The sequence below is a fragment of the Streptococcus caprae genome (assembly GCF_042649745.1).
Classification (GTDB): domain Bacteria; phylum Bacillota; class Bacilli; order Lactobacillales; family Streptococcaceae; genus Streptococcus; species Streptococcus caprae.
Genome location: NZ_JBHRZV010000008.1, coordinates 1 through 25,255, shown reverse-complemented (window position 1 = coordinate 25,255; position 25,255 = coordinate 1). Strand labels below are relative to the sequence as shown.

General features: G+C 45.3%; 24 protein-coding genes and 1 pseudogene. 24 read left to right on the top strand and 1 reads right to left on the bottom strand.

Annotated elements, in window-relative coordinates; translation table 11 throughout:
• The first annotated feature begins 174 nt into the window (after positions 1-174).
• From ACFORF_RS01830 to rpsD, 24 genes are all read left to right on the top strand, one after another.
• A complete protein-coding gene (locus ACFORF_RS01830; protein ID WP_380424844.1) occupies positions 175-1,143 on the top strand; it encodes a ribose-phosphate diphosphokinase in 969 nt (322 codons plus the stop codon).
• A 140-nt stretch (positions 1,144-1,283) separates the two neighbouring features.
• The gene (locus ACFORF_RS01825; RefSeq protein WP_380424842.1) at positions 1,284-2,462 is read left to right on the top strand and encodes a pyridoxal phosphate-dependent aminotransferase; all 1,179 of its coding nucleotides are present in this window, start codon (positions 1,284-1,286) and stop codon (positions 2,460-2,462) included.
• Complete coding sequence (gene recO, locus ACFORF_RS01820; RefSeq protein ID WP_380424839.1) at positions 2,449-3,237, top strand: DNA repair protein RecO; 789 nt, start codon at positions 2,449-2,451, stop codon at positions 3,235-3,237. The genes ACFORF_RS01825 and recO overlap by 14 nt, the downstream gene beginning before the upstream one ends.
• 69 nt (positions 3,238-3,306) lie before the next feature.
• Entirely contained in the window at positions 3,307-4,317 is a 1,011-nt protein-coding gene (gene plsX / locus ACFORF_RS01815; RefSeq protein WP_380424837.1) for a phosphate acyltransferase PlsX, read from the top strand.
• Positions 4,310-4,546, top strand: a complete 237-nt coding sequence (locus ACFORF_RS01810) for an acyl carrier protein (protein WP_380424835.1) — start codon at positions 4,310-4,312, stop codon at positions 4,544-4,546. Before plsX ends, ACFORF_RS01810 begins: the two co-directional genes overlap by 8 nt.
• A 151-nt stretch (positions 4,547-4,697) precedes the next feature.
• Positions 4,698-5,402, top strand: a complete 705-nt coding sequence (purC, locus tag ACFORF_RS01805) for a phosphoribosylaminoimidazolesuccinocarboxamide synthase (RefSeq protein WP_380424833.1) — start codon at positions 4,698-4,700, stop codon at positions 5,400-5,402.
• 24 nt (positions 5,403-5,426) lie between these two features.
• Complete coding sequence (locus ACFORF_RS01800; protein WP_380424830.1) at positions 5,427-9,146, top strand: phosphoribosylformylglycinamidine synthase; 3,720 nt, start codon at positions 5,427-5,429, stop codon at positions 9,144-9,146.
• A gap of 239 nt (positions 9,147-9,385) precedes the next feature.
• Positions 9,386-10,843 carry an amidophosphoribosyltransferase gene (purF, locus tag ACFORF_RS01795; protein ID WP_380424828.1) on the top strand — a complete coding sequence of 486 codons (1,458 nt, stop codon included), beginning with the start codon at positions 9,386-9,388 and terminating at the stop codon, positions 10,841-10,843.
• 292 nt (positions 10,844-11,135) lie between these two features.
• The gene (gene purM / locus ACFORF_RS01790) at positions 11,136-12,155 is read left to right on the top strand and encodes a phosphoribosylformylglycinamidine cyclo-ligase (RefSeq protein WP_380424825.1); all 1,020 of its coding nucleotides are present in this window, start codon (positions 11,136-11,138) and stop codon (positions 12,153-12,155) included.
• Complete coding sequence (gene purN / locus ACFORF_RS01785) at positions 12,155-12,709, top strand: phosphoribosylglycinamide formyltransferase (protein ID WP_380424822.1); 555 nt, start codon at positions 12,155-12,157, stop codon at positions 12,707-12,709. Before purM ends, purN begins: the two co-directional genes overlap by 1 nt.
• Positions 12,710-12,731: 22 nt before the next feature.
• Complete coding sequence (locus ACFORF_RS01780) at positions 12,732-13,484, top strand: GNAT family N-acetyltransferase (protein WP_380424820.1); 753 nt, start codon at positions 12,732-12,734, stop codon at positions 13,482-13,484.
• A 47-nt stretch (positions 13,485-13,531) separates the two neighbouring features.
• Entirely contained in the window at positions 13,532-13,906 is a 375-nt protein-coding gene (locus tag ACFORF_RS01775) for a hypothetical protein (protein ID WP_380424818.1), read from the top strand.
• Positions 13,907-13,970: 64 nt separating this feature from the next.
• Positions 13,971-15,515, top strand: a complete 1,545-nt coding sequence (gene purH, locus ACFORF_RS01770) for a bifunctional phosphoribosylaminoimidazolecarboxamide formyltransferase/IMP cyclohydrolase (RefSeq protein WP_380424816.1) — start codon at positions 13,971-13,973, stop codon at positions 15,513-15,515.
• A gap of 247 nt (positions 15,516-15,762) precedes the next feature.
• Complete coding sequence (gene purD / locus ACFORF_RS01765; protein ID WP_380424814.1) at positions 15,763-17,028, top strand: phosphoribosylamine--glycine ligase; 1,266 nt, start codon at positions 15,763-15,765, stop codon at positions 17,026-17,028.
• A 303-nt stretch (positions 17,029-17,331) separates the two neighbouring features.
• Positions 17,332-17,820, top strand: coding sequence for a 5-(carboxyamino)imidazole ribonucleotide mutase (gene purE, locus ACFORF_RS01760; RefSeq protein ID WP_380424811.1), 489 nt, complete (start codon positions 17,332-17,334; stop codon positions 17,818-17,820).
• Positions 17,807-18,880, top strand: a complete 1,074-nt coding sequence (gene purK, locus ACFORF_RS01755) for a 5-(carboxyamino)imidazole ribonucleotide synthase (protein WP_380424809.1) — start codon at positions 17,807-17,809, stop codon at positions 18,878-18,880. Before purE ends, purK begins: the two co-directional genes overlap by 14 nt.
• Before the next feature lie 9 nt (positions 18,881-18,889).
• Positions 18,890-19,111 (top strand): phosphoribosylaminoimidazole carboxylase, encoded by a 222-nt coding sequence (locus ACFORF_RS01750; RefSeq protein ID WP_380424806.1) that lies wholly within the window; start codon positions 18,890-18,892, stop codon positions 19,109-19,111.
• A 13-nt stretch (positions 19,112-19,124) separates the two neighbouring features.
• Entirely contained in the window at positions 19,125-19,952 is an 828-nt protein-coding gene (locus tag ACFORF_RS01745; protein ID WP_278024824.1) for a DUF4393 domain-containing protein, read from the top strand.
• Positions 19,953-20,283: 331 nt separating this feature from the next.
• Positions 20,284-21,582: an adenylosuccinate lyase gene (purB, locus tag ACFORF_RS01740; RefSeq protein WP_380424804.1), complete on the top strand. Its 1,299-nt coding sequence runs from the start codon at positions 20,284-20,286 to the stop codon at positions 21,580-21,582.
• A gap of 126 nt (positions 21,583-21,708) precedes the next feature.
• Positions 21,709-22,257 (top strand): SP0191 family lipoprotein, encoded by a 549-nt coding sequence (locus tag ACFORF_RS01735; RefSeq protein WP_380424802.1) that lies wholly within the window; start codon positions 21,709-21,711, stop codon positions 22,255-22,257.
• Positions 22,258-22,336: 79 nt separating this feature from the next.
• Entirely contained in the window at positions 22,337-22,603 is a 267-nt protein-coding gene (locus ACFORF_RS01730) for an IreB family regulatory phosphoprotein (RefSeq protein WP_380424800.1), read from the top strand.
• On the top strand, positions 22,603-23,022 hold the full coding sequence (gene ruvX / locus ACFORF_RS01725; RefSeq protein ID WP_380424798.1) for a Holliday junction resolvase RuvX: 420 nt from the start codon (positions 22,603-22,605) through the stop codon (positions 23,020-23,022). Before ACFORF_RS01730 ends, ruvX begins: the two co-directional genes overlap by 1 nt.
• 19 nt (positions 23,023-23,041) lie before the next feature.
• Positions 23,042-23,350, top strand: coding sequence for a DUF1292 domain-containing protein (locus ACFORF_RS01720; protein WP_380424796.1), 309 nt, complete (start codon positions 23,042-23,044; stop codon positions 23,348-23,350).
• A 243-nt stretch (positions 23,351-23,593) separates the two neighbouring features.
• Positions 23,594-24,205 carry a 30S ribosomal protein S4 gene (rpsD, locus tag ACFORF_RS01715; RefSeq protein WP_380424793.1) on the top strand — a complete coding sequence of 204 codons (612 nt, stop codon included), beginning with the start codon at positions 23,594-23,596 and terminating at the stop codon, positions 24,203-24,205.
• 96 nt (positions 24,206-24,301) lie between these two features.
• On the opposite strand, the pseudogene ACFORF_RS01710 reads toward rpsD, so the two are convergent.
• A pseudogene (locus ACFORF_RS01710) lies at positions 24,302-24,990 on the bottom strand (site-specific integrase); the annotation flags it as partial.
• Positions 24,991-25,255: the final 265 nt, after the last annotated feature.

Sequence of the window (25,255 nt, the reverse complement as noted above, 5' to 3'; positions counted from 1 at the left end):
CGCTTTTCATTATAGGTCATATGGGACTTTTTTTCTACATTCAAAAAGGCTCCATAATCTCTGCAGGGGAGCTACCCACTACAGAAATTATAGAGCCTTTCTATTTTATATTCGTTGATAATTAGTTTGAAAAAGGTTAAAATAGTGTTGTGAGAAATTTTTACGGAGGAAGTCATGTCTCATTCTGATTTAAAGTTATTTGCCTTGTCGTCAAATAAGGAATTAGCAAATAAAGTTGCAAATATCATGGGAATAGAAGTTGGAAAATCTTCTGTAAGGGAGTTTTCTGATGGGGAGATTCAAGTTAATATTGAAGAATCTATCCGCGGTCACCATGTTTTTATTTTGCAATCAACCAGTTCACCCGTCAACGATAATTTGATGGAGATTTTGATTATGGTTGATGCTTTGAAGAGGGCTAGTGCTGAAACAATCAGTGTTGTTATGCCTTATTATGGGTATGCTCGTCAGGATCGTAAGGCAAGAGCTCGTGAGCCAATTACTTCCAAATTGGTAGCTAACATGCTTGAAGTGGCTGGTGTAGATCGTTTGTTGACTGTTGATTTGCATGCGGCTCAGATTCAAGGTTTCTTTGATATTCCAGTTGATCATCTTTTGGGTGCTCCTTTGATTGCAGAATATTTTGTTCGTCGAGGTATGGTCGGAGATGATTATGTTGTTGTTAGTCCTGACCATGGTGGGGTGACTCGTGCTCGTAAATTAGCCCAATTCCTCAAGACTCCGATTGCGATTATTGATAAGCGTCGTTCAGTGGATAAGATGAATACTTCAGAGGTTATGAATATCATTGGAACTGTTGCTGGAAAAACCTGTATTCTCATTGATGATATGATTGATACAGCTGGTACGATTTGTCATGCGGCAGATGCTCTTGCTGAGGCTGGGGCTGTTGAAGTTTATGCCTCTTGTACTCACCCAGTTCTTTCAGGACCAGCTATGGAGAATATTGAAAAGTCTGCGATTAAGAAGTTGGTGGTTCTGGATACCATTTACATGCCTGAAGAGCGTTTAATCGATAAGATTGATCAGATTTCAATTGCTAATTTGTTAGCAGAGGCTATTACACGGATTCATGAAAAACGTCCATTGTCTCCTCTATTTACTTTTGTGAGACCTGAATAGTTTATGAGCTAGGTTGTTTGGCCTAGCTTTTTTATTACTTATTTTGCGGGTGTTTCAGAGAGATTTCTGAATTGCATGAAAATTTCCCATACTTAAACTTTTTTGGTATAATGGGACTATTAAATTTACGAGGTGTGTGTATGGCGTTAATCGATCGGTTTAATCCAAATTTAAATAAAATTGAGGTGTCTATGATTCGGCAGTTTGACCAGTCGATTTCTTCAATTCCTGGCATTATCAAACTGACTCTAGGTGAGCCTGATTTTACAACACCTGACCATGTCAAAGAGGCTGCCAAGGCTGCTATTGATGCTAATAAGAGTTACTATACTGGAATGGCTGGTTTGGTTGAATTGCGCCAAGCAGCGGCTGATTTCGTCCAAGAAAAGTACAACCTCCACTACAATCCAGATAATGAAATTCTGGTAACCATCGGAGCGACAGAGGCTCTGTCAGCGACTCTGACGGCGATTTTGGAGCCTGGGGATAAGGTACTATTACCTGCACCAGCTTATCCAGGTTATGAGCCAATCATTAACCTGGTGGGAGCTGAAGTTGTGGAAATTGACACTCGGGCCAATGACTTTGTATTGACGCCAGAGATGTTAGAGGAAGCTATTTTAGCTGAGGGTGATAAGCTTAAGGCTGTTATTCTCAATTATCCTGCTAACCCAACTGGAATTACCTACTCTCGTCAGGAAATTGAAGATCTCGCTGAGGTTCTCAAAAAGTATGAAATTTTTGTGATTTGTGATGAGGTATATTCGGAGTTAACCTATACGGAGCAGGGGCATGTGTCGCTGGGCGAGTACTTGCCTGATCAGGCTATTGTGATCAGTGGTTTGTCTAAATCCCATGCTATGACAGGTTGGCGGATTGGTTTAATCTTTGCGCCTGCAGTCTTTACGGCTCAGATTATTAAGAGTCATCAGTACTTGGTGACAGCTGCGACAACCAATGCCCAGTATGCTGCGATTGAAGCTCTTACAGTTGGTAAGGATGATGCTCAAGTGATGAAAGAACAGTATATCATCCGCAGGGACTATATTATTGAACAGATGACAGCCATGGGCTTTCATATCATTAAGCCAACGGGAGCCTTTTATATCTTTGCTAAGATTCCTGTGGCTGAGGGTCAAGATTCCTTCCGTTTCTTGCAGAAGTTTGCTCAGGAAAAAGCTGTTGCTCTTATTCCAGGTGTCGCTTTTGGCCAATATGGAGAGGGTTATCTACGGATTTCCTATGCAGCCAGTATGGAAAATATTCGTACAGCTATGACACGATTGAAAGAATTTATGGAACAGTATGAAAACAATTGATTCTTGGGGGCTGGTTTTGTATAATCGGCCCTTTCGTGAGGAGGATAAGCTGGTTAAAATCATGACGGAGAAGGCTGGCAAGCGGATGTTTTTCGTGAAACATGCCAGCAGGTCTAAGGTAAAGTCGGTCATCCAACCCTTAATTTTGGCCGAGTTTATGCTCAAGATTGCTGATGAGGGTCTCTCCTATATCGATGATTATCGTGAGGTCAAGGTTTTTCAGAATATCAATGAGGATATTTTTAAACTAGCCTATGCCACTTATCTGGTGTCACTTGCAGATGCAGCGATTTCAGATCAAGTTTATGATCCATCCCTATTTTCCTTTTTAGTGAAGACCCTAGAGTTGATGGAAGAGGGTTTGGATTATGAGGTCTTGACGCTGATTTTTGAAGTTCAGATTTTGGATCGTTTTGGGGTTCAATTGAATTTTCATGAGTGTTGTTTTTGTCATCGGGTTGGTCTACCTTTTGATTTTTCGCACAAGTTTTCTGGCTTGCTGTGCCCGCAACATTATCATGAAGATGAGCGAAGGAGCCACCTGGATCCCAATGTCCCTTATTTGTTAGACAGGTTTCAGTCCATTCAGTTTGAGGACATCAAAACAATCTCTCTCAAGCCTGATATGAAGATCAAGCTCCGCCATTTTATAGACCAAATCTATGAGGATTATGTGGGGCTTCACCTCAAATCAAAGAAATTTATTGATGATATGGATAAGTGGGCCCATGTGATGGACAAGGGCAAAGCAGGCTCTTTGGAAAATTCTGATTAGCAAAAAATGGGAAAATGAGGGCGAATTGTGCTATAATAAATCCAGTTATTTAGAAAGTAAGGGAATCATATGAAGCGAATTGCAGTTGATGCTATGGGTGGTGACCACGCTCCTCAAGCTATTGTCGAAGGGGTCAATCAAGCCTTGGTTGATTTTCCAGATATCGAGGTTCAACTTTATGGAGATGAAGCAAAGATTAAGCAATATTTGACGGCTACGGAACGTGTAACCATCATTCATACAGCTGAGAAGATTAACTCAGACGATGAGCCAGCTAAGGCTATTCGGAGCAAGAAACAGGCTTCTATGGTTCTGGCTGCTCGTGCGGTCAAGGATGGACAAGCAGATGCAGTCATGTCTGCCGGTAACACAGGTGCTCTTTTAGCCGCGGGTCTCTTTGTGGTCGGTCGTATTAAGCAAGTAGATCGTCCTGGACTCTTATCTACCCTGCCAACCTTAGATGGGGCTGGTTTTGACATGTTGGACTTGGGAGCTAATGCCGAAAATACACCTAAACATCTTCACCAATATGCAATTTTAGGGTCTTTCTATGCGCAAAATGTACGTGGTATTGCCAAGCCTCGTATCGGTTTGCTCAATAATGGTACAGAAGAGACCAAAGGAGATCCCTTGCGTAAGGAAACCTATGAATTGTTGGCGAATGATAAGTCCTTGAATTTTGTGGGCAATGTTGAAGCTAGGGACCTTATGTCTGGTGTAGCTGATGTCGTCGTTGCTGATGGCTTTACAGGAAATGCTGTACTAAAAACCATGGAAGGTACGGCCATATCTATTCTTGGTCAGCTCAAGTCTTCCATTGAAAATGGTGGAGTTAAGGCTAAAATTGGCTATGTTTTCTTGAAAGATAGCCTTAAAGTCATGAAAAGCACCTTGGATTACTCTTCGGCAGGTGGAGCTGTGCTTTTTGGCCTCAAGGCACCAGTTGTAAAGTCTCACGGGTCTAGTGATGCCAAGGCAATTTATCATACGATTAAGCAAATTAGAACCATGTTGGATTCGGAAGTTGTAAATAAGTTGGTTCAAGAATTTGTGGCAAAGGAGGTACAAGTAGATGACTAAGTCTGAGATTTTGAAACGTATGCAGCAGGTTGCACGTGAACAGTTGGGAGATTCTGAGTTGGTTTTGACAGAGGAGTTGTCTCTTAGCAATGACCTAGATGTTGATTCTATCGGCTTGATGACCTTTGTAATTGGTTTGGAAGATGAGTTTGGTATTTCTATTCCTGATGATAAAATCGACTCTTTTAAACGTATTCAAGATGTGGTCGAGTTTATTCAACAACAATAAGGCACGAAGTCATTCGATAACAGTCGGATGGCTTTTAATGTTAAATGATGAACAAAACACTTTCCTTTTGTAAAAAACGTACGACTATTATTTGTAATAGCCTTTTTTTTATGATAAAATAGGAATATAAAAATCGAAAGGCGAACATTAAATGGAAAACCAACTGATTTATTCAGGAAAAGCAAAGGATATTTATAGTACAGAAGACGAACATGTGATTAAATCGGTCTACAAGGACCAGGCAACCATGCTCAATGGCGTTCGGAAGGAAACCATTGAAGGCAAGGCAGTGCTCAATAATCAGATTTCGTCTTTGATTTTTGAAAAATTGAATGCAGCTGGTATCAAGACCCACTTTATCAAGCAGGTCTCAGACACCGAACAATTAAATAAAAAAGTAGACATCATTCCGCTAGAAGTGGTGTTGCGAAATCGGGCAGCTGGCTCCTTTGCCAAACGCTTTGGCCTAGCAGAAGGTCAGGTCTTTGATACACCTATTATGGAGTTCTACTACAAAAAAGATGAACTGGACGATCCATTTATCAACGATGAGCACATTGCTTTTCTGGAGATTGCGACGGCTGAGGAGATTGCCTACATCAAGGCAGAAACGCGCCGTATTAACGAACTTTTGAAGGGCTGGTTTGAGGCAGTGGACTTGACCCTGGTGGACTTCAAACTGGAGTTTGGGAAGGATGCGACAGGTGAGATTATTTTAGCGGATGAGTTTTCGCCGGATAATTGCCGTCTTTGGGATGCGGATGGTAACCATATGGACAAGGACGTCTTTCGCCGAGACTTGGGAAATCTGACGGACGTCTATGCGGTTGTCTTGGAAAAGTTGCAGAGCTTATAGCAGAAAAAGAAAGGGAATGTAGCAATGGATAAACGCATTTTTGTTGAGAAAAAAGCTGATTTCGGAATCAAGTCAACTGCCTTGGTCAAGGAACTGACCCATAACTTGCAGTTGAAGACCTTATCAAGCCTGCGTATCGTACAGGTTTATGATGTCTTTGGCTTGGAGGAAGCTCTCTATGCGCGTGCGGAGAAGCACATCTTCTCTGAGCAGGTGACGGATACCCTTTTAACAGAAGACGAATTGAACCTGCCAGATTATGCCTTCTTTGCCATTGAAGCCTTGCCAGGTCAATTTGACCAGCGGGCGGCTAGTTCTCAGGAAGCCTTGCTTCTCTTGGGCAGCGCTAGCGATGTAGTGGTCAATACGGCTCAACTTTACTTGGTCAACAAGGACATTGATACAGCAGAGTTGGACGCTGTGAAAAACTACTTGCTCAACCCTGTGGATTCACGTTTCAAGGATATTACCGTTGGTATTGCCCGTCAGGAATTTTCTGAGTCGGACAAGACCATTCCAAATTTGGATTTCTTTGCGACCTACACAGCAGAAGACTTTGCGGCCTATAAGCGCGAAGCAGGTCTCGCTATGGAAGTGGACGACTTGGTCTTCATTCAGAACTACTTTAAAACCATCGGTCGGGTGCCGACGGAGACCGAGTTGAAAGTCTTGGATACCTACTGGTCTGACCACTGCCGTCACACAACCTTTGAAACAGAACTAAAAAACATCGACTTCTCAGCGTCAGCTTTTGCCGATCAACTCCAAGCCACCTTTGACAAGTATGTGGCCATGCGGGAGGAATTGGGCCGGTCTGAAAAGCCTGTGACCCTGATGGACATGGCAACTGTCTTTGGTCGTTATGAGCGGGCAAATGGCCGTCTGGACGACATGGAAGTGTCTGACGAAATCAACGCTTGTTCTGTGGAAATTGAAGTGGATGTCAACGGTGTCAAAGAGCCATGGCTCCTCATGTTCAAGAACGAAACCCACAACCACCCAACTGAAATCGAACCGTTTGGTGGAGCTGCAACCTGTATCGGTGGGGCCATTCGTGACCCATTGTCAGGTCGTTCTTACGTTTACCAAGCTATGCGGATTTCAGGGGCAGGCGACATTACAGCACCGATTGCAGATACCCGTGCAGGAAAATTGCCACAGCAGGTCATTTCTAAAACGGCGGCCCATGGCTACTCTTCTTACGGGAACCAAATCGGTCTGGCGACGACCTATGTCCGCGAATACTTCCACCCAGGCTTTGTGGCAAAACGCATGGAGTTGGGGGCAGTTGTTGGTGCGGTACCAAAAGAAAATGTTGTGCGTGAAAAGCCTGAAGCAGGCGACGTGATTATCCTTCTCGGTGGTAAAACCGGCCGTGATGGTGTCGGTGGTGCGACTGGATCTTCCAAGGTTCAAACGGTTGAGTCTGTGGAAACAGCTGGCGCCGAAGTTCAAAAAGGAAATGCCATTGAAGAACGTAAAATCCAACGCCTTTTCCGCAATGGCGATGTGACCCGCCTCATCAAGAAGTCCAATGACTTTGGAGCGGGCGGTGTCTGCGTGGCCATCGGTGAATTGGCAGACGGTCTGGAAATCGACCTAGATAAGGTGCCGCTCAAGTACGCTGGTCTGAATGGTACTGAAATTGCGATTTCTGAAAGTCAGGAGCGGATGGCTGTGGTTGTTCGTCCAAGTGATGTGGATGCCTTTATCGCAGCTTGTGCGACAGAAAATATCCATGCTGTGGTCGTGGCGACCGTTACTGAAAAACCAAATTTGGTTATGACCTGGAATGGTCAAACCATCGTAGATATCGAACGCAGCTTCTTGGATACCAACGGTGTCCGTGTCGTCGTGGATGCTAAGGTCGTTGACAGTGCTGTTGACTTGCCTGAGGCTCGTCGGACTTCTGAAGCTACCTTGGAAGCAGATACTTGTGCGGTCCTTGCCGACCTCAACCATGCCAGCCAAAAAGGCTTGCAGACCATCTTTGATAGCTCTGTTGGTCGCTCAACTGTCAATCATCCAATCGGTGGTCGTTACCAGCTGACACCAACGGAAAGTTCTGTTCAAAAACTCCCTGTGCAACACGGCGTGACGACCACTGCGTCAGCCATCGCCCAAGGCTACAACCCTTACATTGCAGAATGGTCTCCATACCACGGTGCAGCCTACGCGATCATCGAAGCAACAGCTCGCTTGGTGGCAACTGGTGCTAAGTGGGATAAGGCGCGCTTCTCATACCAAGAGTACTTTGAGCGCATGGACAAGCAGACAGAGCGCTTTGGCCAGCCTGTATCAGCCCTCCTAGGCTCTATCGAAGCCCAAATCCAACTGGGCTTGCCATCGATTGGCGGCAAGGACTCTATGTCTGGAACTTTCGAAGAATTAACCGTACCACCAACTCTGGTTGCCTTTGGGGTAACGACAGCAGATGTGGCCAAGGTTCTCTCTCCAGAGTTCAAGGCAGCAGGAGAATACATCTACTACCTGCCAGGTTCACCAATCGGTGCGGACATCGACTTTGCAGGTGCCAAGGCTAACTTTGCAGCCTTTGCAGTCATTCAAGACAAACACACCATCACAGCAGCCTCTGCTGTCAAGTACGGTGGGCTTGTGGAAAGCCTGGCTCTCATGAGCTTTGGGAACCGCATCGGTGCAGATGTGACCTTGACAGATGTGTCAACCAGCTTGACAGGTCAATTGGGTGGCTTTGTCTTCATCTCATCAGAGGAAATTGCGGGCGCAACCAAGATTGGTCAAACGACAACAGACTTTACCCTTGCTGTTAATGGCACAGCTTTGTCAGGCGATAAACTCCTGGCAGCCTTTGAAGGAACGCTAGAGGAAGTTTACCCAACCACCTTTGACCAGGCAGAAACGCTTGCAGAAGTACCAGCAGTTGTGACGGATGTGGTGACAACAGCCAAAGAAACGGTTGAAACGCCACTGGTCTACATCCCGGTCTTTCCAGGAACCAATTCCGAGTACGACTCAGCCAAGGCCTTTGAAAAAGAAGGGGCGCGTGTCAACATGGTACCGTTTGTGACATTGGACGAAGCGGCAATTGAAAACTCTGTTAAGACTATGGTAGCCAACATCGAGAAGGCCAATATCATCTTCTTTGCAGGGGGCTTCTCCGCCGCTGATGAGCCAGACGGATCAGCTAAATTCATCGTCAATATCTTGCTCAATGAAAAGGTTCGCTCTGCTATTGACCGCTTTATCGCACGTGGCGGCCTCATCATCGGTATCTGTAATGGCTTCCAGGCTCTAGTGAAATCAGGTCTCTTGCCATACGGTAACTTTGAGGATGCGACCAGCACCAGCCCGACCCTCTTCTACAACGATGCCAATCAGCATGTGGCCAAAATGGTCGAAACCCGTATCGCCAACACCAATTCGCCGTGGTTAGCTGGGGTGTCTGTCGGTGATGTGCATGCCATTCCAGTCTCTCACGGGGAAGGAAAATTTGTCGTGACGGCTGAAGAATTTGCAGAGCTCCGCGACAAGGGGCAAATCTGGAGCCAGTACGTGGACTTTGATGGCCAACCAAGCATGGACAGCCGCTACAATCCAAACGGCTCCCTCTATGCCATCGAAGGAATCACCAGCGAAAATGGCCAAATCATCGGTAAGATGGGCCACTCAGAACGGGTCGAAAACGGCCTCTTCCAAAATATCCCAGGCAACAAAGACCAACAGCTCTTTGCTAGTGCCGTAAAATACTTTACAGGGAAATAAGAGCGTGAAAATATATTTTGAACTATTGAGATGCGAGCAATAGCGAGCATAAACCGAGATGTTTTCTGCCGTATCCTTTTAAACATTTAGGATGGTTGCGACGCTTGGAAGAAGAAACGAAACTTTTCTTTTTCCAAGCTAGTGCAGAATGTAGCCAAGACCCATAAGGATTGGCGTTTAAGTTCTGCCTTTCGTCCGCCACTACTACAGGCGCTTATTAAAAACAAAGGAAAAAAGAAATGGTTTACGAAGTAAAATCTCTCAATGAAGAATGCGGTGTCTTTGGCATTTGGGGGCATCCTCAAGCGGCTCAAGTGACGTATTACGGTCTCCATAGTCTCCAGCACCGTGGGCAGGAGGGAGCTGGTATTGTAGCCAATGATGCAGGGACTCTGCGCGGTCACCGCGAAAAAGGTCTGTTATCAGAAGTCTTTAAGAACCCGAACGATTTGGATAAGCTAAAAGGAACTGCGGCTATTGGCCATGTTCGCTATGCGACAGCCGGTGCTGCAGATATCCGTAATATCCAGCCCTTCCTCTACAAATTCCACGATGGGAAGTATGGCTTGTGTCACAACGGAAATCTGACCAATGCCATTTCCTTGAAACGGGAGCTGGAAAAGCAAGGAGCTATCTTCAACGCTTCTTCTGATACGGAAATCCTCATGCACCTGATTCGCCGAAGTCACAATCCAAGTTTCATGGGCAAGGTCAAGGAAGCTCTCAATACAGTGAAAGGTGGCTTTGCCTACCTTCTCATGACTGAGGACAAGCTGATTGCGGCTATGGATCCCAATGGTTTCAGACCTCTCTCTATCGGGCAAATGAAAAATGGTGCCTGGGTCGTTTCCTCAGAGACCTGTGCCTTTGAAGTTGTCGGAGCAGAATGGATCCGCGATGTCAATCCTGGCGAGGTCATTATCATCGATGACACTGGCATCCAGTACGATACCTATACCGACGATACGCAGTTGGCTATCTGTTCTATGGAGTATGTCTACTTTGCCCGTCCGGATTCAGATATCGCTGGGGTAAATGTCCACACAGCCCGCAAACGCATGGGTAAAAAACTGGCTCAGGAATTCAAGCATGAGGCAGATATCGTCGTTGGGGTACCAAACTCCTCTCTTAGCGCAGCCATGGGCTTTGCCGAAGAATCAGGCCTGCCAAATGAAATGGGCTTGGTGAAAAACCAATACACCCAACGGACCTTTATCCAGCCGACCCAAGAGTTGCGTGAGCAAGGTGTGCGCATGAAGTTGTCAGCCGTGTCAAGCGTTGTCAAGGGCAAACGGGTGGTCATGATTGATGATTCCATCGTGCGGGGAACGACATCACGCCGCATTGTTCAGCTTTTGCGTGAAGCGGGTGCCGCAGAAGTTCACGTGGCCATCGGTAGCCCAGAACTCAAGTACCCATGTTTCTACGGGATTGACATTCAAACCCGCCGCGAATTGATTTCAGCCAACCATACGGCAGAAGAAGTCTGTGAAATCATTGGGGCTGACAGCTTGACCTACCTGAGCCTGGGGGGCATGATTGAAGCAATTGGCTTGGAAACAGATGCTCCGAATGGTGGTTTGTGTGTGGCCTATTTTGACGGCAAATACCCAACTCCGCTCTATGATTATGAGGAAGAATACCTCAGAAGTCTAGACGAGAAAACAAGCTTTTACATCGAAAAGGTGAAGAAGTAATCCTTGTCAGTAACTTGACAAGAAGTTGACAGTATTGGTCAATCAGGAAAAAACGCTGTAATCTTTACTTTGAACTAAAAAACGAAAAAGGTAACATTATGACAGAAAAAAATGCATATGCACCACGTCTCACCACTGACTAAAAGCTAAAGCATTTGTCAGTGGATGCTTTGTCCTACAGGGAACAAAGCTAGAGACCTGACTAGTTTTTTCAGACAAAGAGATGGTTTGTCTGAAAAAACGTCGCAATCTGAATATTGAACCTAGAAAAAAATAAAAAGAAGGTAATATTATGTCTAAAAATGCCTATGCTCAGTCTGGTGTCGATGTCAAGGCAGGCTACGAAGTGGTTGAACGCATCAAAAAACACGTGAAACGTACGGAGCGTCTTGGTGTTCTCGGATCCCTCGGTGGCTTTGGTGGGATGTTTGACTTGACCGAACTTGATGTCAAAGAGCCTGTCCTTGTCTCTGGTACAGACGGTGTCGGCACCAAGCTCATGCTGGCTATCCAGTACGACAAGCACGATACGATTGGCCAAGACTGCGTGGCCATGTGTGTCAACGACATCATCGCAGCGGGTGCCGAGCCCCTCTACTTCCTGGACTACATCGCGACTGGCAAAAACGTGCCTGAGAAGCTGGAGCAGGTGGTTGCCGGCGTGGCTGAGGGCTGTGTTCAGGCCGGTGCTGCCCTGATCGGTGGCGAGACTGCCGAGATGCCTGGCATGTACGGCGAGGACGACTACGACCTGGCCGGTTTCGCCGTGGGCATCGCTGAGAAGTCTCAGCTTATCGACGGCAGCAAGGTCAAGAGCGGCGACATCCTCCTAGGCCTGGTCTCTAGCGGTATCCACTCCAACGGTTATTCCCTGGTTCGTCGTGTTTTTGCGGATATGGATGGTGACGCCCTGTTGCCAGAGCTTAATGGCAAAGCTCTTAAGGATGTTCTCCTTGAGCCAACCCGTATCTATGTCAAACAAGTTTTGCCACTCGTTAAAGCAGGGCTGGTCAACGGCATTGCCCATATCACCGGCGGCGGCTTTATCGAAAATGTGCCCCGTATGTTTAGCGAAGATTTGGCTGCTCACATTGATGAAGCCAGCATTCCAGTTTTGCCAATCTTCACCGCCTTGGAGAAGTATGGTCAAATCAAACACGAGGAAATGTTTGAAATCTTCAACATGGGTATCGGTCTCATGCTGGCTGTTTCCCCAGAAAATGTTGACAAGGTCAAAGAATTGGTTGATGAAGAGGTTTATGAAATCGGTCGTATCACTGAGAAGACCGACAAGAGTGTGGTGATTGCCTAATGACCAAGAAGATTGCCGTCTTTGCCTCTGGTAATGGCTCCAACTTTCAGGTCATTGCCGAGCAGTTTCCAGTTGCGTTCCTCTTCTCAGACAAACGGGAAGCCTATGTGTTAGAACGTGCAGAAAATCTTGGGGTGACCAGCTATACCTTTGAACTCAAGGACTTTGCGGATAAGGCAGCCTACGAGACAGCACTGGTGGACCTGCTCAACCAAAACCAGATTGACCTGGTGGTTCTGGCAGGCTATATGAAAATCGTGGGGCCGACCCTCCTGTCAGCCTACGAGGGCCGCATCATCAATATCCACCCCGCCTACCTACCTGAATTTCCAGGAGCTCACGGCATTGAGGACGCTTGGGAGGCTGGGGTTGCGGAGAGCGGTGTCACCGTCCACTATGTCGATGCAGGCGTGGACACCGGCCAAATCATCAAGCAAGTCCGCGTCCCACGCTTGCCAGAAGACACCTTAGAAACATTTGAAGCACGGATACACGAGGCGGAGTATGCTTTGTATCCGGAGGTGTTGAGAGAGTCGAGAGTTGTAAAGAAATAGGATAATTTGTTACAATCACCTTATGAAAAGATTAAAAGATTTATCAGTAGCCACTCCTCTATTTCAAGATTGGCAAGAAACTATCATCTGGTCTTGTTTGCAGGGAGTGATGGGAGAGATATGGGTTGATAACTCTGACACTCCCCAATCGGCCTTGGCGAAACTAGGAAGACAAGCTTCTTTTGGTTTTTTAGCGGGCAAACCTTGTCTTGAACTAATTGAATCTTGTTGTAGGAAGGACATTATTCTTGTACCACAACATCAAGGCTGGTCGGATCTGATAGAAGCAACGTATGGATCAAAAGCGCATGCTTTCACTCGCTATGCGACTAAGAAAGATAGCAGATTTGACCGTAACAAGTTAGAAAAAATTGTGGCTGGTTTGCCAGTGGAGTTTGATTTGCAGTTGATTGATGAACAGTTATATAAAGCTTGTTTGGCTGAAGAATGGTCGCAAGATTTGGTTGCTAACTATGATGATGACCAGCACTACGCTCAACTTGGACTAGGTGTTGTTGCCCTTTATCAAGGAAAGGTGGTAGCTGGTGCCTCGTCTTACTCAACCTATAAAAATGGGATTGAAATCGAGATAGATACTCATCCTGGTTTTAGGCGAAAGGGTCTGGCAAAAGCTGTCGCGGCTAAACTAATATTAATCTGTTTAGACAGAGGGCTTTATCCTAGTTGGGACGCCCATACCAAGGTTTCCCTGCATTTAGCAGAAAAACTGGGTTACGAATTTTCACACGAATACAGAGCTTATGAGATAAGATAAAGCAGATTAACACTCAAACTATTCACGCTAATCTAAAAGGAGGAGACATGTGTATTAAACAAAATTATATGCAGCTCAAAGACAAACTAAAGTCGAAACCTAAACAACTAGAGAGTCAGTCGGACTGGTTATTGGTTTTGGCGAATACCATGCGAGCCATGATTGTAAGTACTGATAAAAGTCAACTCGATTATCTTGATGATGTGCCGTCTAGCCAGACGAGTCAAGAACTAAAACTTGCTTTTGATTTCTGCCAAGGTCGATTTGGAGGAAATCGTTTTTCTTATCGTAGGCATCCTAACTACTTATATTTGTGCAGTTTAGTAGCAACTTTCCCAGAATTTGAAGTATCCTCAGAAGATCAAGCTTACCTCAAGGAAGTGATAGGATACGATCACTATCTTTTATATGAAATAGACTAATTTTTATTGCTTTAATAAACTAGAGATTGAGTGACTGGAGGTCATTCATTGAAAAGGAGACTCCATGACAAAACGCGCATTGATTAGTGTATCAGACAAGGCAGGCATTATCGAGCTTGCCCAAGAATTGACATCGCTCGGTTGGGAAATTATCTCAACGGGCGGAACAAAAACTACCCTTGATAATGCTGGGGTAGCTACCATTGCTATCGACGATGTGACATGTTTCCCTGAAATGATGGATGGTCGTGTTAAGACCCTCCATCCTAAGATTCACGGTGGCCTCTTGGCCCGTCGTGATCTGGATACTCACTTGGAGGCGGCAGCGAGCCACGAGATTGGCCTCATTGACCTGGTCGTGGTCAACCTTTATCCATTTAAAGAGACAATCTTGCGTCCAGATGTGACCTACGATTTGGCGGTGGAAAATATTGACATCGGTGGTCCTTCTATGCTCCGTTCCGCTGCAAAAAATCATGCTAGCGTGACTGTTGTTGTGGATCCTGCTGATTATGCAGTGGTTCTTAATGAACTGAAGGCAGATGGTGAAACGACTTACGCTACTCGTCAACGTTTAGCAGCTAAGGTTTACCGTCATACAGCGGCTTACGATGCCTTGATTGCGGATTACTTTACAGCGCAAGTTGGCGAAACCAAGCCTGAAAAACTAACCATCACTTACGACCTCAAACAGCCGATGCGCTACGGTGAAAACCCGCAACAAGACGCGGACTTCTACCAAAAAGCCATTCCGACAGACTATTCGATTGCCTCTGCTAAACAGCTCAATGGGAAAGAATTGTCCTTCAACAACATCCGTGACGCGGATGCGGCTATCCGCAGCATTCGTGACTTCAAGGACCGCCCAACCGTTGTAGCCCTCAAGCACATGAACCCATGTGGAATCGGTCAGGCTGACAGTATCGAAGCTGCTTGGGATTACTGCTACGAGGCAGACCCAGTGTCTATTTTCGGAGGGATTGTTGTCCTGAACCGTGAAGTAGACGCTGCGACGGCTGAAAAGATGAGCAAGATTTTCCTCGAAATCATCATCGCACCGAGCTACACGGCTGACGCGCTAGCCATTTTACAGAAAAAAGCCAACCTGCGCGTGCTGGAACTCAGCTTTGACGCCCAAGATGCCAGCGAAATCGAAGCGGAGTACACCGGCGTTGTCGGCGGTATGCTGGTCCAAAACCAGGACGTGGCGACCGTTGCACCGAGCGACTGGAAGGTTGTGACCGACCGTGAACCGAGCGAGCAAGAGCGCGTGGCTCTGGCCTTTGCTTGGAAGTCCATCAAGTATGTGAAGTCAAACGGTATCTTGATTTCCAACGACCACATGACCCTTGGTGTCGGCCCTGGTCAAACCAACCGTGTGGCATCTGTTCGCATCGCCATTGAGCAAGCTAAAGACCGCCTAGACGGTGCTGTTCTTGCCTCTGACGCCTTCTTCCCATTTGCGGATAACGTGGAAGAAATCGCGGCTGCGGGCATCAAGGCTATCATCCAACCTGGTGGCTCCGTCCGTGACGAAGAAGTCATCGCCGCTGCCAACAAATATGGAATCGCTATGGTCTTCACCGGCGTCCGTCACTTCCGTCATTAAGATTTTGAAAATAGCAGAGCATTCAGCATGAGACAATTGCTGGATGCTTTTGACTTTATTCTTCAAAACAACTAAAATAGAATTTAGAAAACAGTCATCATAGTAAAAATAAAAGTTGGAATAAACAGAATAAAAAGTCATAAAAAACCTTTAACAAACGGAATTTTAAAAAATAAAACGAATAAATATGCTATAATAGTTTTAAAAGAAGACAAAAAACGAACTTTTTAAGGTGAGGTATCAATCTATGAAACTTTTGGTCATTGGTTCAGGTGGGCGGGAGCACGCTATCGCGAAAAAACTCTTGGAGTCAGCTGGTGTGGAGCAGGTCTTTGTCGCACCGGGAAATGACGGCATGACCTTGGACGGTCTGACTGTCGTGGACATCACGATTGCTGAGCATGACCGCCTCATCGCCTTTGCCAAGGAAAATGACATTGCTTGGACCTTCGTGGGACCAGACGATGCCTTGGCAGCTGGGATTGTTGATGATTTCACTGCTGCTGGCCTTAAGGCCTTTGGTCCAAGCAAGCTAGCCGCAGAGTTGGAATGGTCAAAAGACTTTGCCAAGTCCATCATGGTCAAGTACGACGTGCCAACTGCCAAGTACGGGACCTTCACCGATTTTGAAGAAGCCAAGGCCTACATCGAAGCCCAAGGTGCCCCAATCGTGGTTAAGGCAGACGGCCTGGCCCTCGGTAAAGGCGTAGTCGTGGCAGAAACCGTGGAACAAGCAGTAGAAGCTGCCCGCGACATGCTCCTGGACAACAAGTTTGGCAACTCTGGAACGCGCGTGGTCATTGAAGAGTTCCTGGCTGGTGAGGAGTTCTCCCTCTTTGCCTTTGTTAATGGCGACAAGTTCTACATCATGCCGACAGCCCAAGACCACAAGCGGGCCTACGACGGCGACAAGGGCCCAAACACTGGTGGCATGGGAGCCTATGCACCCGTTCCTCACTTATCACAAGCCGTGATTGATCAGTCTGTTGAGACCATCGTCAAGCCCGTGCTCAAGGGCATGATTGCAGAAGGCCGCCCTTACCTCGGTATTCTCTACTGTGGTCTTATCTTGACAGCGGACGGACCAAAGGTCATTGAGTTTAACGCTCGTTTCGGCGACCCGGAAACGCAGATTATTCTCCCGCGCTTGACCTCTAACTTTGCCCAAAACATTACCGACATTTTAGACGAAGAAACACCTGACATCACCTGGTTGGACGGCGGTGTGACCCTGGGTGTGGTCGTTGCTTCAAATGGCTACCCGCTGGACTATGCCAAAGGCATGGAGCTCCCAGCGAAGACAGAGGGCGACATCATTACCTATTATGCTGGCGCCAAGTTTGCGGACAATAGCAAAGCTCTGCTCTCCAACGGCGGACGGGTTTATATGCTCGTCACCACAGCAGCCGACGTCAAAACAGCCCAAAACACCATCTACACCGAACTCAACAACCAAACCACCGACGGCCTCTTCTACCGCAGCGACATCGGAAGCAAAGCGATTAAAGACTAGCAAAACGCGAGCACAGCGAGCAACTCGCGACAATGGCCGTCGTAGTGAAAAGACTGTCATAACAAACACGTTTGGAATATAAGAGCGACCGAAGGTCGCTGTGAAACCAAGCCTGTCGCCGCTGTGGTAATTTAGGGAAGTTTGTAGACCTAGGGCTACAAACTTAGTCAAGGAGATTTCTAAGATGTATCGTTAGCTTTTCCTCGGCTTTGGGGAAAGACGAGGAGTAAAAGCGTAGCGATACACGAAAGAAAGCTCACGACGACCTCACAGCCTAAGATAGGCTTGAAAAAAGGAGAAATCATGCAACCAATCATTTCTATTATCATGGGCTCCAGCTCCGACTGGGCAACCATGCAAAAAGCAGCCGACATCCTAGACAAGTTCGGTGTAGCCTACGAGAAAAAAGTGGTCTCTGCCCACCGCACACCTGACCTCATGTTTAAGCATGCGGAAGAAGCGCGTGACCGTGGCATCAAGGTCATCATCGCAGGAGCTGGTGGTGCAGCCCACTTGCCAGGTATGGTAGCTGCCAAAACAACCCTTCCTGTTATCGGTGTACCTGTTAAATCTCGTGCTCTTTCAGGACTGGATTCTCTCTATTCTATTGTTCAAATGCCGGGTGGTGTGCCAGTCGCAACCATGGCAATCGGCGAAGCAGGAGCGACTAATGCCGCTCTAACAGCATTACGTATCTTGTCTATCGAAGATGCTACAATTGCTGAACAGCTCAGCCATTTCCAAGAGGAACAAGGAAAAATCGCGGAGGCTATGACGGATGAACTCAACTAAGACAATCGGGATTATCGGTGGTGGTCAGCTAGGGCAGATGATGGCCATTTCCGCCATCTACATGGGCCACAAGATCATTACACTGGATCCGTCAGCGGATTGCCCAGCCTCACGTGTGTCAGAAGTCATCGTGGCAGCCTATGACGACGTTGATGCCTTGCGTGAGTTGGCAGAACGTTGTGATGTCCTCACCTACGAGTTTGAAAACGTGGACGCGGACGGTTTAGATGCTGTCGTGACAGGCATTCAACTCCCCCAAGGGACGAATCTCCTGCGTATTTCTCAGAACCGTATCACTGAGAAGGATTTCCTCTCTCAAAAAGCTGGCGTAGCCGTGGCACCTTACAAGGTCGTGACCTCAAGCTCTGATTTGGACGACATCGACTTGACCAAAAAGCAGATCCTCAAGACAGCGACAGGAGGCTACGACGGACATGGACAAGTGGTTATTTCGTCTCAAGAAGACCTAACGAAAGCCCGTGACTTAGCTGACTCAACCGCTTGTGTTTTGGAGGAATTCGTCACATTTGACTTGGAAATTTCAGTGATTGTATCCGGCAATGGAGCTGATTTCACTGTCTTTCCAGTCCAAGAAAACATCCACCGCAACAACATCCTCTCAAAAACCATTGCACCTGCTCGCATCTCTGATCAACTAGCGGAAAAGGCCAAATCAATGGCTCTACAAATCGCCAAGCAGTTGGATTTATCAGGAACCCTTTGTGTAGAAATGTTCGCCACAGCAGATGACATCATCGTCAACGAAATCGCACCACGCCCCCACAATTCAGGACATTACTCTATCGAAGCTTGCGACTTCTCGCAGTTTGACACCCATATCTTGGGCATTTTGGGACAACCACTCCCTCAAATCCATCAACATGCCCCAGCCGTTATGCTCAACGTCCTCGGTCAGCATGTTGAAGCCGCCCAAACCTATGTTCACAACAACCCTAGCGCCCACCTCCACCTCTATGGTAAAATAGAAGCAAAGCACAACCGCAAAATGGGACACGTGACGGTGTTTAGTGATGTGCCTGACGAGGTTGAAGAGTTTTAGGAGGGTTTTATGATTAAAATCATCGTTCACGCTTTTATTGAAAATGGTCAAGTTGGTGTTGTCGAAGTGCTCTATGCTTCGCCTGATGAACTTTCTCTCTCAAAGAAAATGGCAGAGCTTGCAACTCAATTTCCTAATGACTATCTAGCCATCTACGACTTACCGCTAGACACAGACCTAAATAAACTAGACCATTATCCATCTGTAGAAATTGGGAAAGAGGAGTTTTGAAAGGAGAATAATAATGACTGAGGTTACTAATAATCCACTGCTAGATGTAACAAAAACTGTTGTTGAAAAAAGCTATGAAGATATTGGAAAACCAGCTGGACAAGAAATTGGAAAAATGGTTGAACGACCTATGAAGATAATTAACACTTTATTTCAAGGAATAGATTTATGGTTATATAAGAGAGAGTTGAATTTTGAAAAAACGAAGAAACAAATTGCTGAGAATATCCAAGGTATTCCAGAGGATAGAGTAGTTAATCCGGAAGGTTATATCTTTATTCCAGCGGTACAGGCTTTAGCATATTCGATGGATAGTGATGAGCTTAGGAATTTATATGCCAATTTAATATCAAAATCTATGGTAACAACAACAAGAGATAGAGTTCATCCAGCTTTTGTAGAAATAATAAAACAATTCACTCCTAAAGAGGCGATTCTCTTGGAGAGATTATTTAATAATCAAGGGGAAAGATATTATTTAGATATCTCATTCAATCATAGGCAGCATGGTTTAATAACGAGTCCGACAATCACCTTGTTTGATGATTTGTTAAATGACAATTTGGATATTGAGTTTTATATTAATAATTTGGTTAGATTAGGTTTAATACAAATTGAGGAACCAGTTGAAGTAGAAGATGGAGTTGTTACAAAACTTCGATCTAGTGCTTTCTATAAACAGGTTTTAGAAGATATGATATCTTTTAATGAAACAGGGCAATTAAATCATGATAAATCTGATAAGAGACTTTCGGTAACAGAAAAATATAAGAGGATAAAATTTACTGAAACTGGAAAAAGATTTATTGAAATTTGTATCAATGACCAAATTGAATTGTAAAGAAAAAAACATATATTAAAAGAAATGAAAGTGTTTTTTTGGTATTTGAACTCGGGCTAACTCGTCTCCACAATACAAACTAAACAACAGAAAGGAATGGCACAAGTTAGTGCAACTGAATCCGGGCGGAAAGCTCGGAATTTAGATGAACCTATCTTTTCAAATAATGAAGTAATTGAATTAAAAAATACATAGAAAGGAGGAGGGTGTTACCGAGTATTTGAACTCGGGCTAAAAGCGTCGGAAAAAAGATAGACTTTCTAGTGTGCCAGCACACTGTGTCAGTCTCCTATTTTTCTCTCGCTTTCTAAACGCCCTCTGTATCATCAATATGATCGAACGTTATTCACGCCCTGAGATGGCGAACATTTGGAGTGAAGAAAATAAATACCGTGCTTGGTTGGAGGTGGAAATCCTCGCTGATGAGGCATGGGCTGAGTTGGGAGAAATCCCTAAGGAAGATGTGGCGAAGATTCGTGCCAATGCGAGCTTTGACATCGACCGTATTTTAGAAATTGAAGAGGAGACTCGTCACGATGTGGTGGCCTTTACCCGTGCCGTGTCTGAAACACTTGGCGAAGAGCGCAAGTGGGTTCACTATGGTTTGACCTCAACCGACGTGGTGGACACAGCCTACGGCTACCTTTACAAACAAGCCAACGACATTATCCGTAAAGATCTTGAAAACTTTACCAATATCGTGGCTGACAAGGCGCGTGAGCACAAGATGACCATCATGATGGGTCGTACACATGGTGTTCATGCGGAGCCTACAACCTTTGGTCTCAAATTGGCAACTTGGTACAGCGAAATGAAACGTAACCAAGAGCGTTTTGAGCGTGCAGCGGCAGGCGTTGAAGCTGGTAAAATTTCAGGTGCCGTTGGTAACTTTGCCAATATCCCACCATTCGTTGAGGAGTATGTCTGTGGTAAACTCGGCATCCGTCCACAAGAAATTTCAACTCAAGTCTTGCCTCGTGACCTCCATGCGGAGTACTTTGCGGTGCTAGCAAGCATTGCGACATCTATAGAGCGTATGGCAACTGAGATTCGTGGGCTTCAAAAATCTGAGCAGCGTGAGGTGGAGGAATTCTTCGCCAAAGGCCAAAAAGGTAGCTCAGCTATGCCTCACAAACGGAATCCAATTGGTTCTGAAAACATGACTGGCTTGGCACGTGTTATCCGCGGACATATGGTCACAGCCTATGAGAACGTTGCTCTCTGGCACGAACGTGATATCTCTCATTCTTCTGCAGAGCGTATTATCACACCAGACACAACCATTCTGATCAACTACATGCTCAATCGTTTTGGCAATATCGTTAAAAACTTGACCGTCTTCCCAGACAACATGCTCCGCAACATGAACTCAACATTCGGCTTGATTTACAGCCAACGCGTTATGCTCAAGTTGATTGAAAAAGGAATGACTCGTGAAGAAGCTTACGATCTGGTACAACCAAAAACAGCTCATTCATGGGACAATCAAGTTGATTTCAAACCTTTGTTAGAATCAGATGAGAAAGTAACTTCTCGCCTCACACAAGACGAAATCGACGAACTCTTCAATCCTGTATACTATACACAACGCGTAGATGACGTTTTCGAACGCTTGGGGTTGAACGATTAAAGCAATATGAAAAGCATTCCCCGGAATGCTTTTTCCTTTCCAAACCCGCCAAAACCCCTTTAATTTAGCGTTTTTCCGAGAAATAGGGTATAATATACAAAAATCTATATATTATTGAGGGAAATAATGAAAAAGTTATTAATTGGACTGACTTTATTGGGATGTCTATTATTGGTTGCCTGTGCCAAGACGCAGACACAATCGGAATCGACAACGGCAAGTTTTAAGGTAGTTGAAGAAAAGGAGCAGACTGAAAGCTATCGCTATACTCAGGATGTTGACGGTTTTTCCCAAGAAATTATCGAAACTGTTACCTACAAAGGCGAAGCCTTCAAAACTTTAAAACTAGAGCTACGTCAGCCGCTCAACGATGAAACAAAGACGATGATTGCAAGTCAAGGTTTGGAAAGCCTTAAACCAAATCTGATTAAGGCTATTGAAGAAGAGACGGTTATCCAGCAATTAAAAGCTGTCGCAGGAGTATCGGTTAGTGTTGATGTCCCAAATGAGACAGACATGGTTGTCGTGGTCTCTATCGATATGACAACAGCCGACCTAACAGCTTTGTCAAAAGTGGAAGGGATTGGATTTGATTTTACAGCTCTTGAAGATACGACCCCAGCTGATTATATCAGCCAGCTCAAGAGTCTAGGTGCCACACAAGTCAAGCAGTAATGGATGGCTCCTTCTTGTTAATCCTTGCCAAATAAGGTATAATAATACTATCCATAATATTACGAAAGAAGGTGTTAGTATGGGATTTACAGATGAAACAGTCCGCTTCAAGTTGGACAATTCAAACAAACAAGCCATCGATGAGACGCTCACTATGGTTTACCACTCTCTCAATGAGAAAGGCTATAATGCAATCAATCAGATTGTCGGTTATGTTTTGAGTGGAGACCCAGCTTATATCCCTCGTTATAACGATGCCCGTAACCAAATTCGCCAGTATGAGCGTGATGAGATTGTGGAAGAGTTGGTGCGCTATTACCTCAAAGGAAACGGAATCGACTTATAATGAGAATTATGGGATTAGACGTCGGCTCCAAGACAGTCGGTGTAGCGATCAGTGATCCACTAGGCTTCACAGCTCAAGGTCTTGAAATCATCAAGATTGACGAAGACCAGGGTGAGTTTGGCTTTGACCGTTTAACAGAGCTTGTCAACCAGTATAAGGTTGACAAATTTGTTGTGGGCTTGCCTAAAAACATGAACAACACTAGCGGTCCTCGCGTCGAGGCTAGTCGGGCCTATGGGGAAAAAATAGCAGAGCTGTATAACCTACCGGTAGAGTACCAGGATGAGCGTCTGACTACTGTACAAGCTGAGCGCATGCTCATCGAACAGGCGGATGTCAGCCGTGGCAAACGTAAAAAGGTGATTGACAAGCTTGCCGCACAACTGATTTTACAAAATTATTTAGATCGGATGTTTTAACATCCAAAAAGGAGAAAAAATGGCACATAACCATGATCACGAACACGAACCAGAAATGATTACCCTCGTTGACGAGCAAGGAAACGAAAGCCTCTTTGAAATCCTTTTTACCATCGATGGTATGGAAGAATTTGGGAAAAACTATGTCCTTCTTGTCCCAGCTGGTGCAGCTGAAGACGAAGATGGTCAAATTGAAATCCAAGCCTATTCATATACTGAAAACGAAGATGGAACAGAGGGCGACCTCCAACCAATCCCTGAAGATTCAGACGCTGAGTGGGATATGATTGAAGAAGTTTTCAACACCTTTGTGGAAGAGGGAGAATAAGCCCTTCAGCTAGAGAAAATAAACTCTAAAATGAAATAAACGAGTAAAAAGCCTTGTCTTAGGCTTTTTTTCGTGGTACAATAATCTTTGTGCGAAATAGCAGCAGCTCTATATGAAGCTCGTCAACAGGTACTCTGAAAAACCAGTAACCTTGGCTGTAAAGGCGAAGGGCACCTGCACGAATCAGGATAGAGTAAGACGTTATTTCCTACAAAATATTTATTTTATAGGAGGACTGATAACATGTCACGTTATACAGGACCATCATGGAAACAATCACGTCGCCTTGGCTTGTCACTCACAGGCACAGGTAAAGAATTGGCACGTCGTAACTACGTACCAGGACAACACGGACCTAACAACCGTTCTAAACTCTCTGAGTACGGTTTGCAATTGGCTGAAAAGCAAAAATTGCGTTTCTCTTACGGTTTGGGTGAAAAACAATTCCGTAACCTCTTCGTACAAGCAACAAAAATCAAAGGTGGAATCCTCGGTTTTAACTTCATGCTCTTGCTTGAGCGTCGTTTGGACAACGTTGTTTACCGCCTCGGTCTTGCGACTACTCGTCGTCAAGCACGTCAATTCGTAAACCACGGTCACATCCTTGTTGACGGTAAACGTGTTGATATCCCTTCATACCGTGTTGAAGTTGGTCAAGTGATCTCAGTTCGTGAGAAATCATTGAAAGTTCCAGCTATCCTTGAAGCGGTTGAAGCAACTCTTGGACGTCCAGCTTTCGTATCATTCGATGCTGAAAAATTGGAAGGTTCATTGACTCGCTTGCCAGAACGCGACGAAATCAACCCAGAAATCAACGAAGCACTTGTCGTAGAATTCTATAACAAAATGCTTTAATTTCAAAAAACATCTTACGAAAAGCCTACTACAGTGGGCTTTTTGCTTTGTCTTAAAATGTTGATTTCTGGGTTTGTTCCCCTTTTTGTTCCCCCTCTAAAGATTTCCTAGAGCCGTTTCAAAGAATGAGACGGCTTTTTTAGCGTTCTCTTTGGAGAGGTGGCTATAAATATCCATAGTCATAGATAACTGGGAATGGACCTAGGCGGTGCTGGAGTTCCTTGTAAGGAATACCTGAGTTAAGCAGTAAACTAGCGTGGGTATGGCGGAAACCATGAAAGCCGATATTAGGCACCCCTGCCCTTTTGAAGTGGGTTCTTAACCTGGTTTGCAAGGTGCGGTTATTGGGGTAGGCATGGATAAAGTCGGAAAAGACCACGGCTTCTGTGCGGCCTAGCTTTAGGCCATCTTTGCGTTGCTGGAGGCGGTAGCTTTTCAGCATAGTACAAGTTGCCTGGACTATATCAATGACTCGATAGCTGGCCTTGGATTTGGGGCTATTGACCTCTTGCTTATAGTCTAGGGTCTTTGTCACGTTGACCGTCTGGCTGTCTAGGTCAATATCTGATCAAGAGAGTGCTAGCGCCTCATTGATACGGCAACCAGTAGCAAGTAAAAATCTGTACAGTGATAGCGATATCTATCTTTATCTAAACTCTCTAAGTAATCTAGGAACAGCTTCAGTTCTTGATTATCAAAGTGCTTAACCTTTTTCGTTCCGCTTTCTTGGTGTTACGTAGAAGGATGACTTCTCTAGCTGGATTGTAGGGGGTTGCTTGTATCATTCTTTATTCATCAATAGAAATTGTTTAAGAAGTTATGGTATACTAATATTAGTGATTTTTTATAACCGTGTCTTAAATGATACGGTTATTTTTAAAAGTATATTAAAAGCACCTTTGAGGGTGCTAGTTCTTGCCTGCTGAACTCATGATGTTTACATAAGTGTTAGATAAATTGCAAGAAAAAGTGCAACATTTATTTAAACTCGTTCAAGAGAGCTTCAACAGCTGTTCTGTAAGCTAAACATTTTCGCGGTCGATGATTGAT

Excerpts from the sequence above, each read along its gene's own strand:
- ACFORF_RS01830 (WP_380424844.1), top strand. The coding sequence starts at position 175 with ATGTCTCATTCTGATTTAAAGTTATTTGCCTTGTCGTCAAATAAGGAA.
- ACFORF_RS01825 (WP_380424842.1), top strand. The coding sequence starts at position 1,284 with ATGGCGTTAATCGATCGGTTTAATCCAAATTTAAATAAAATTGAGGTG.
- recO (WP_380424839.1), top strand. The coding sequence starts at position 2,449 with ATGAAAACAATTGATTCTTGGGGGCTGGTTTTGTATAATCGGCCCTTT.
- plsX (WP_380424837.1), top strand. The coding sequence starts at position 3,307 with ATGAAGCGAATTGCAGTTGATGCTATGGGTGGTGACCACGCTCCTCAA.
- ACFORF_RS01810 (WP_380424835.1), top strand. The coding sequence starts at position 4,310 with ATGACTAAGTCTGAGATTTTGAAACGTATGCAGCAGGTTGCACGTGAA.
- purC (WP_380424833.1), top strand. The coding sequence starts at position 4,698 with ATGGAAAACCAACTGATTTATTCAGGAAAAGCAAAGGATATTTATAGT.
- ACFORF_RS01800 (WP_380424830.1), top strand. The coding sequence starts at position 5,427 with ATGGATAAACGCATTTTTGTTGAGAAAAAAGCTGATTTCGGAATCAAG.
- purF (WP_380424828.1), top strand. The coding sequence starts at position 9,386 with ATGGTTTACGAAGTAAAATCTCTCAATGAAGAATGCGGTGTCTTTGGC.
- purM (WP_380424825.1), top strand. The coding sequence starts at position 11,136 with ATGTCTAAAAATGCCTATGCTCAGTCTGGTGTCGATGTCAAGGCAGGC.
- purN (WP_380424822.1), top strand. The coding sequence starts at position 12,155 with ATGACCAAGAAGATTGCCGTCTTTGCCTCTGGTAATGGCTCCAACTTT.
- ACFORF_RS01780 (WP_380424820.1), top strand. The coding sequence starts at position 12,732 with ATGAAAAGATTAAAAGATTTATCAGTAGCCACTCCTCTATTTCAAGAT.
- ACFORF_RS01775 (WP_380424818.1), top strand. The coding sequence starts at position 13,532 with ATGTGTATTAAACAAAATTATATGCAGCTCAAAGACAAACTAAAGTCG.
- purH (WP_380424816.1), top strand. The coding sequence starts at position 13,971 with ATGACAAAACGCGCATTGATTAGTGTATCAGACAAGGCAGGCATTATC.
- purD (WP_380424814.1), top strand. The coding sequence starts at position 15,763 with ATGAAACTTTTGGTCATTGGTTCAGGTGGGCGGGAGCACGCTATCGCG.
- purE (WP_380424811.1), top strand. The coding sequence starts at position 17,332 with ATGCAACCAATCATTTCTATTATCATGGGCTCCAGCTCCGACTGGGCA.
- purK (WP_380424809.1), top strand. The coding sequence starts at position 17,807 with ATGAACTCAACTAAGACAATCGGGATTATCGGTGGTGGTCAGCTAGGG.
- ACFORF_RS01750 (WP_380424806.1), top strand. The coding sequence starts at position 18,890 with ATGATTAAAATCATCGTTCACGCTTTTATTGAAAATGGTCAAGTTGGT.
- ACFORF_RS01745 (WP_278024824.1), top strand. The coding sequence starts at position 19,125 with ATGACTGAGGTTACTAATAATCCACTGCTAGATGTAACAAAAACTGTT.
- purB (WP_380424804.1), top strand. The coding sequence starts at position 20,284 with ATGATCGAACGTTATTCACGCCCTGAGATGGCGAACATTTGGAGTGAA.
- ACFORF_RS01735 (WP_380424802.1), top strand. The coding sequence starts at position 21,709 with ATGAAAAAGTTATTAATTGGACTGACTTTATTGGGATGTCTATTATTG.
- ACFORF_RS01730 (WP_380424800.1), top strand. The coding sequence starts at position 22,337 with ATGGGATTTACAGATGAAACAGTCCGCTTCAAGTTGGACAATTCAAAC.
- ruvX (WP_380424798.1), top strand. The coding sequence starts at position 22,603 with ATGAGAATTATGGGATTAGACGTCGGCTCCAAGACAGTCGGTGTAGCG.
- ACFORF_RS01720 (WP_380424796.1), top strand. The coding sequence starts at position 23,042 with ATGGCACATAACCATGATCACGAACACGAACCAGAAATGATTACCCTC.
- rpsD (WP_380424793.1), top strand. The coding sequence starts at position 23,594 with ATGTCACGTTATACAGGACCATCATGGAAACAATCACGTCGCCTTGGC.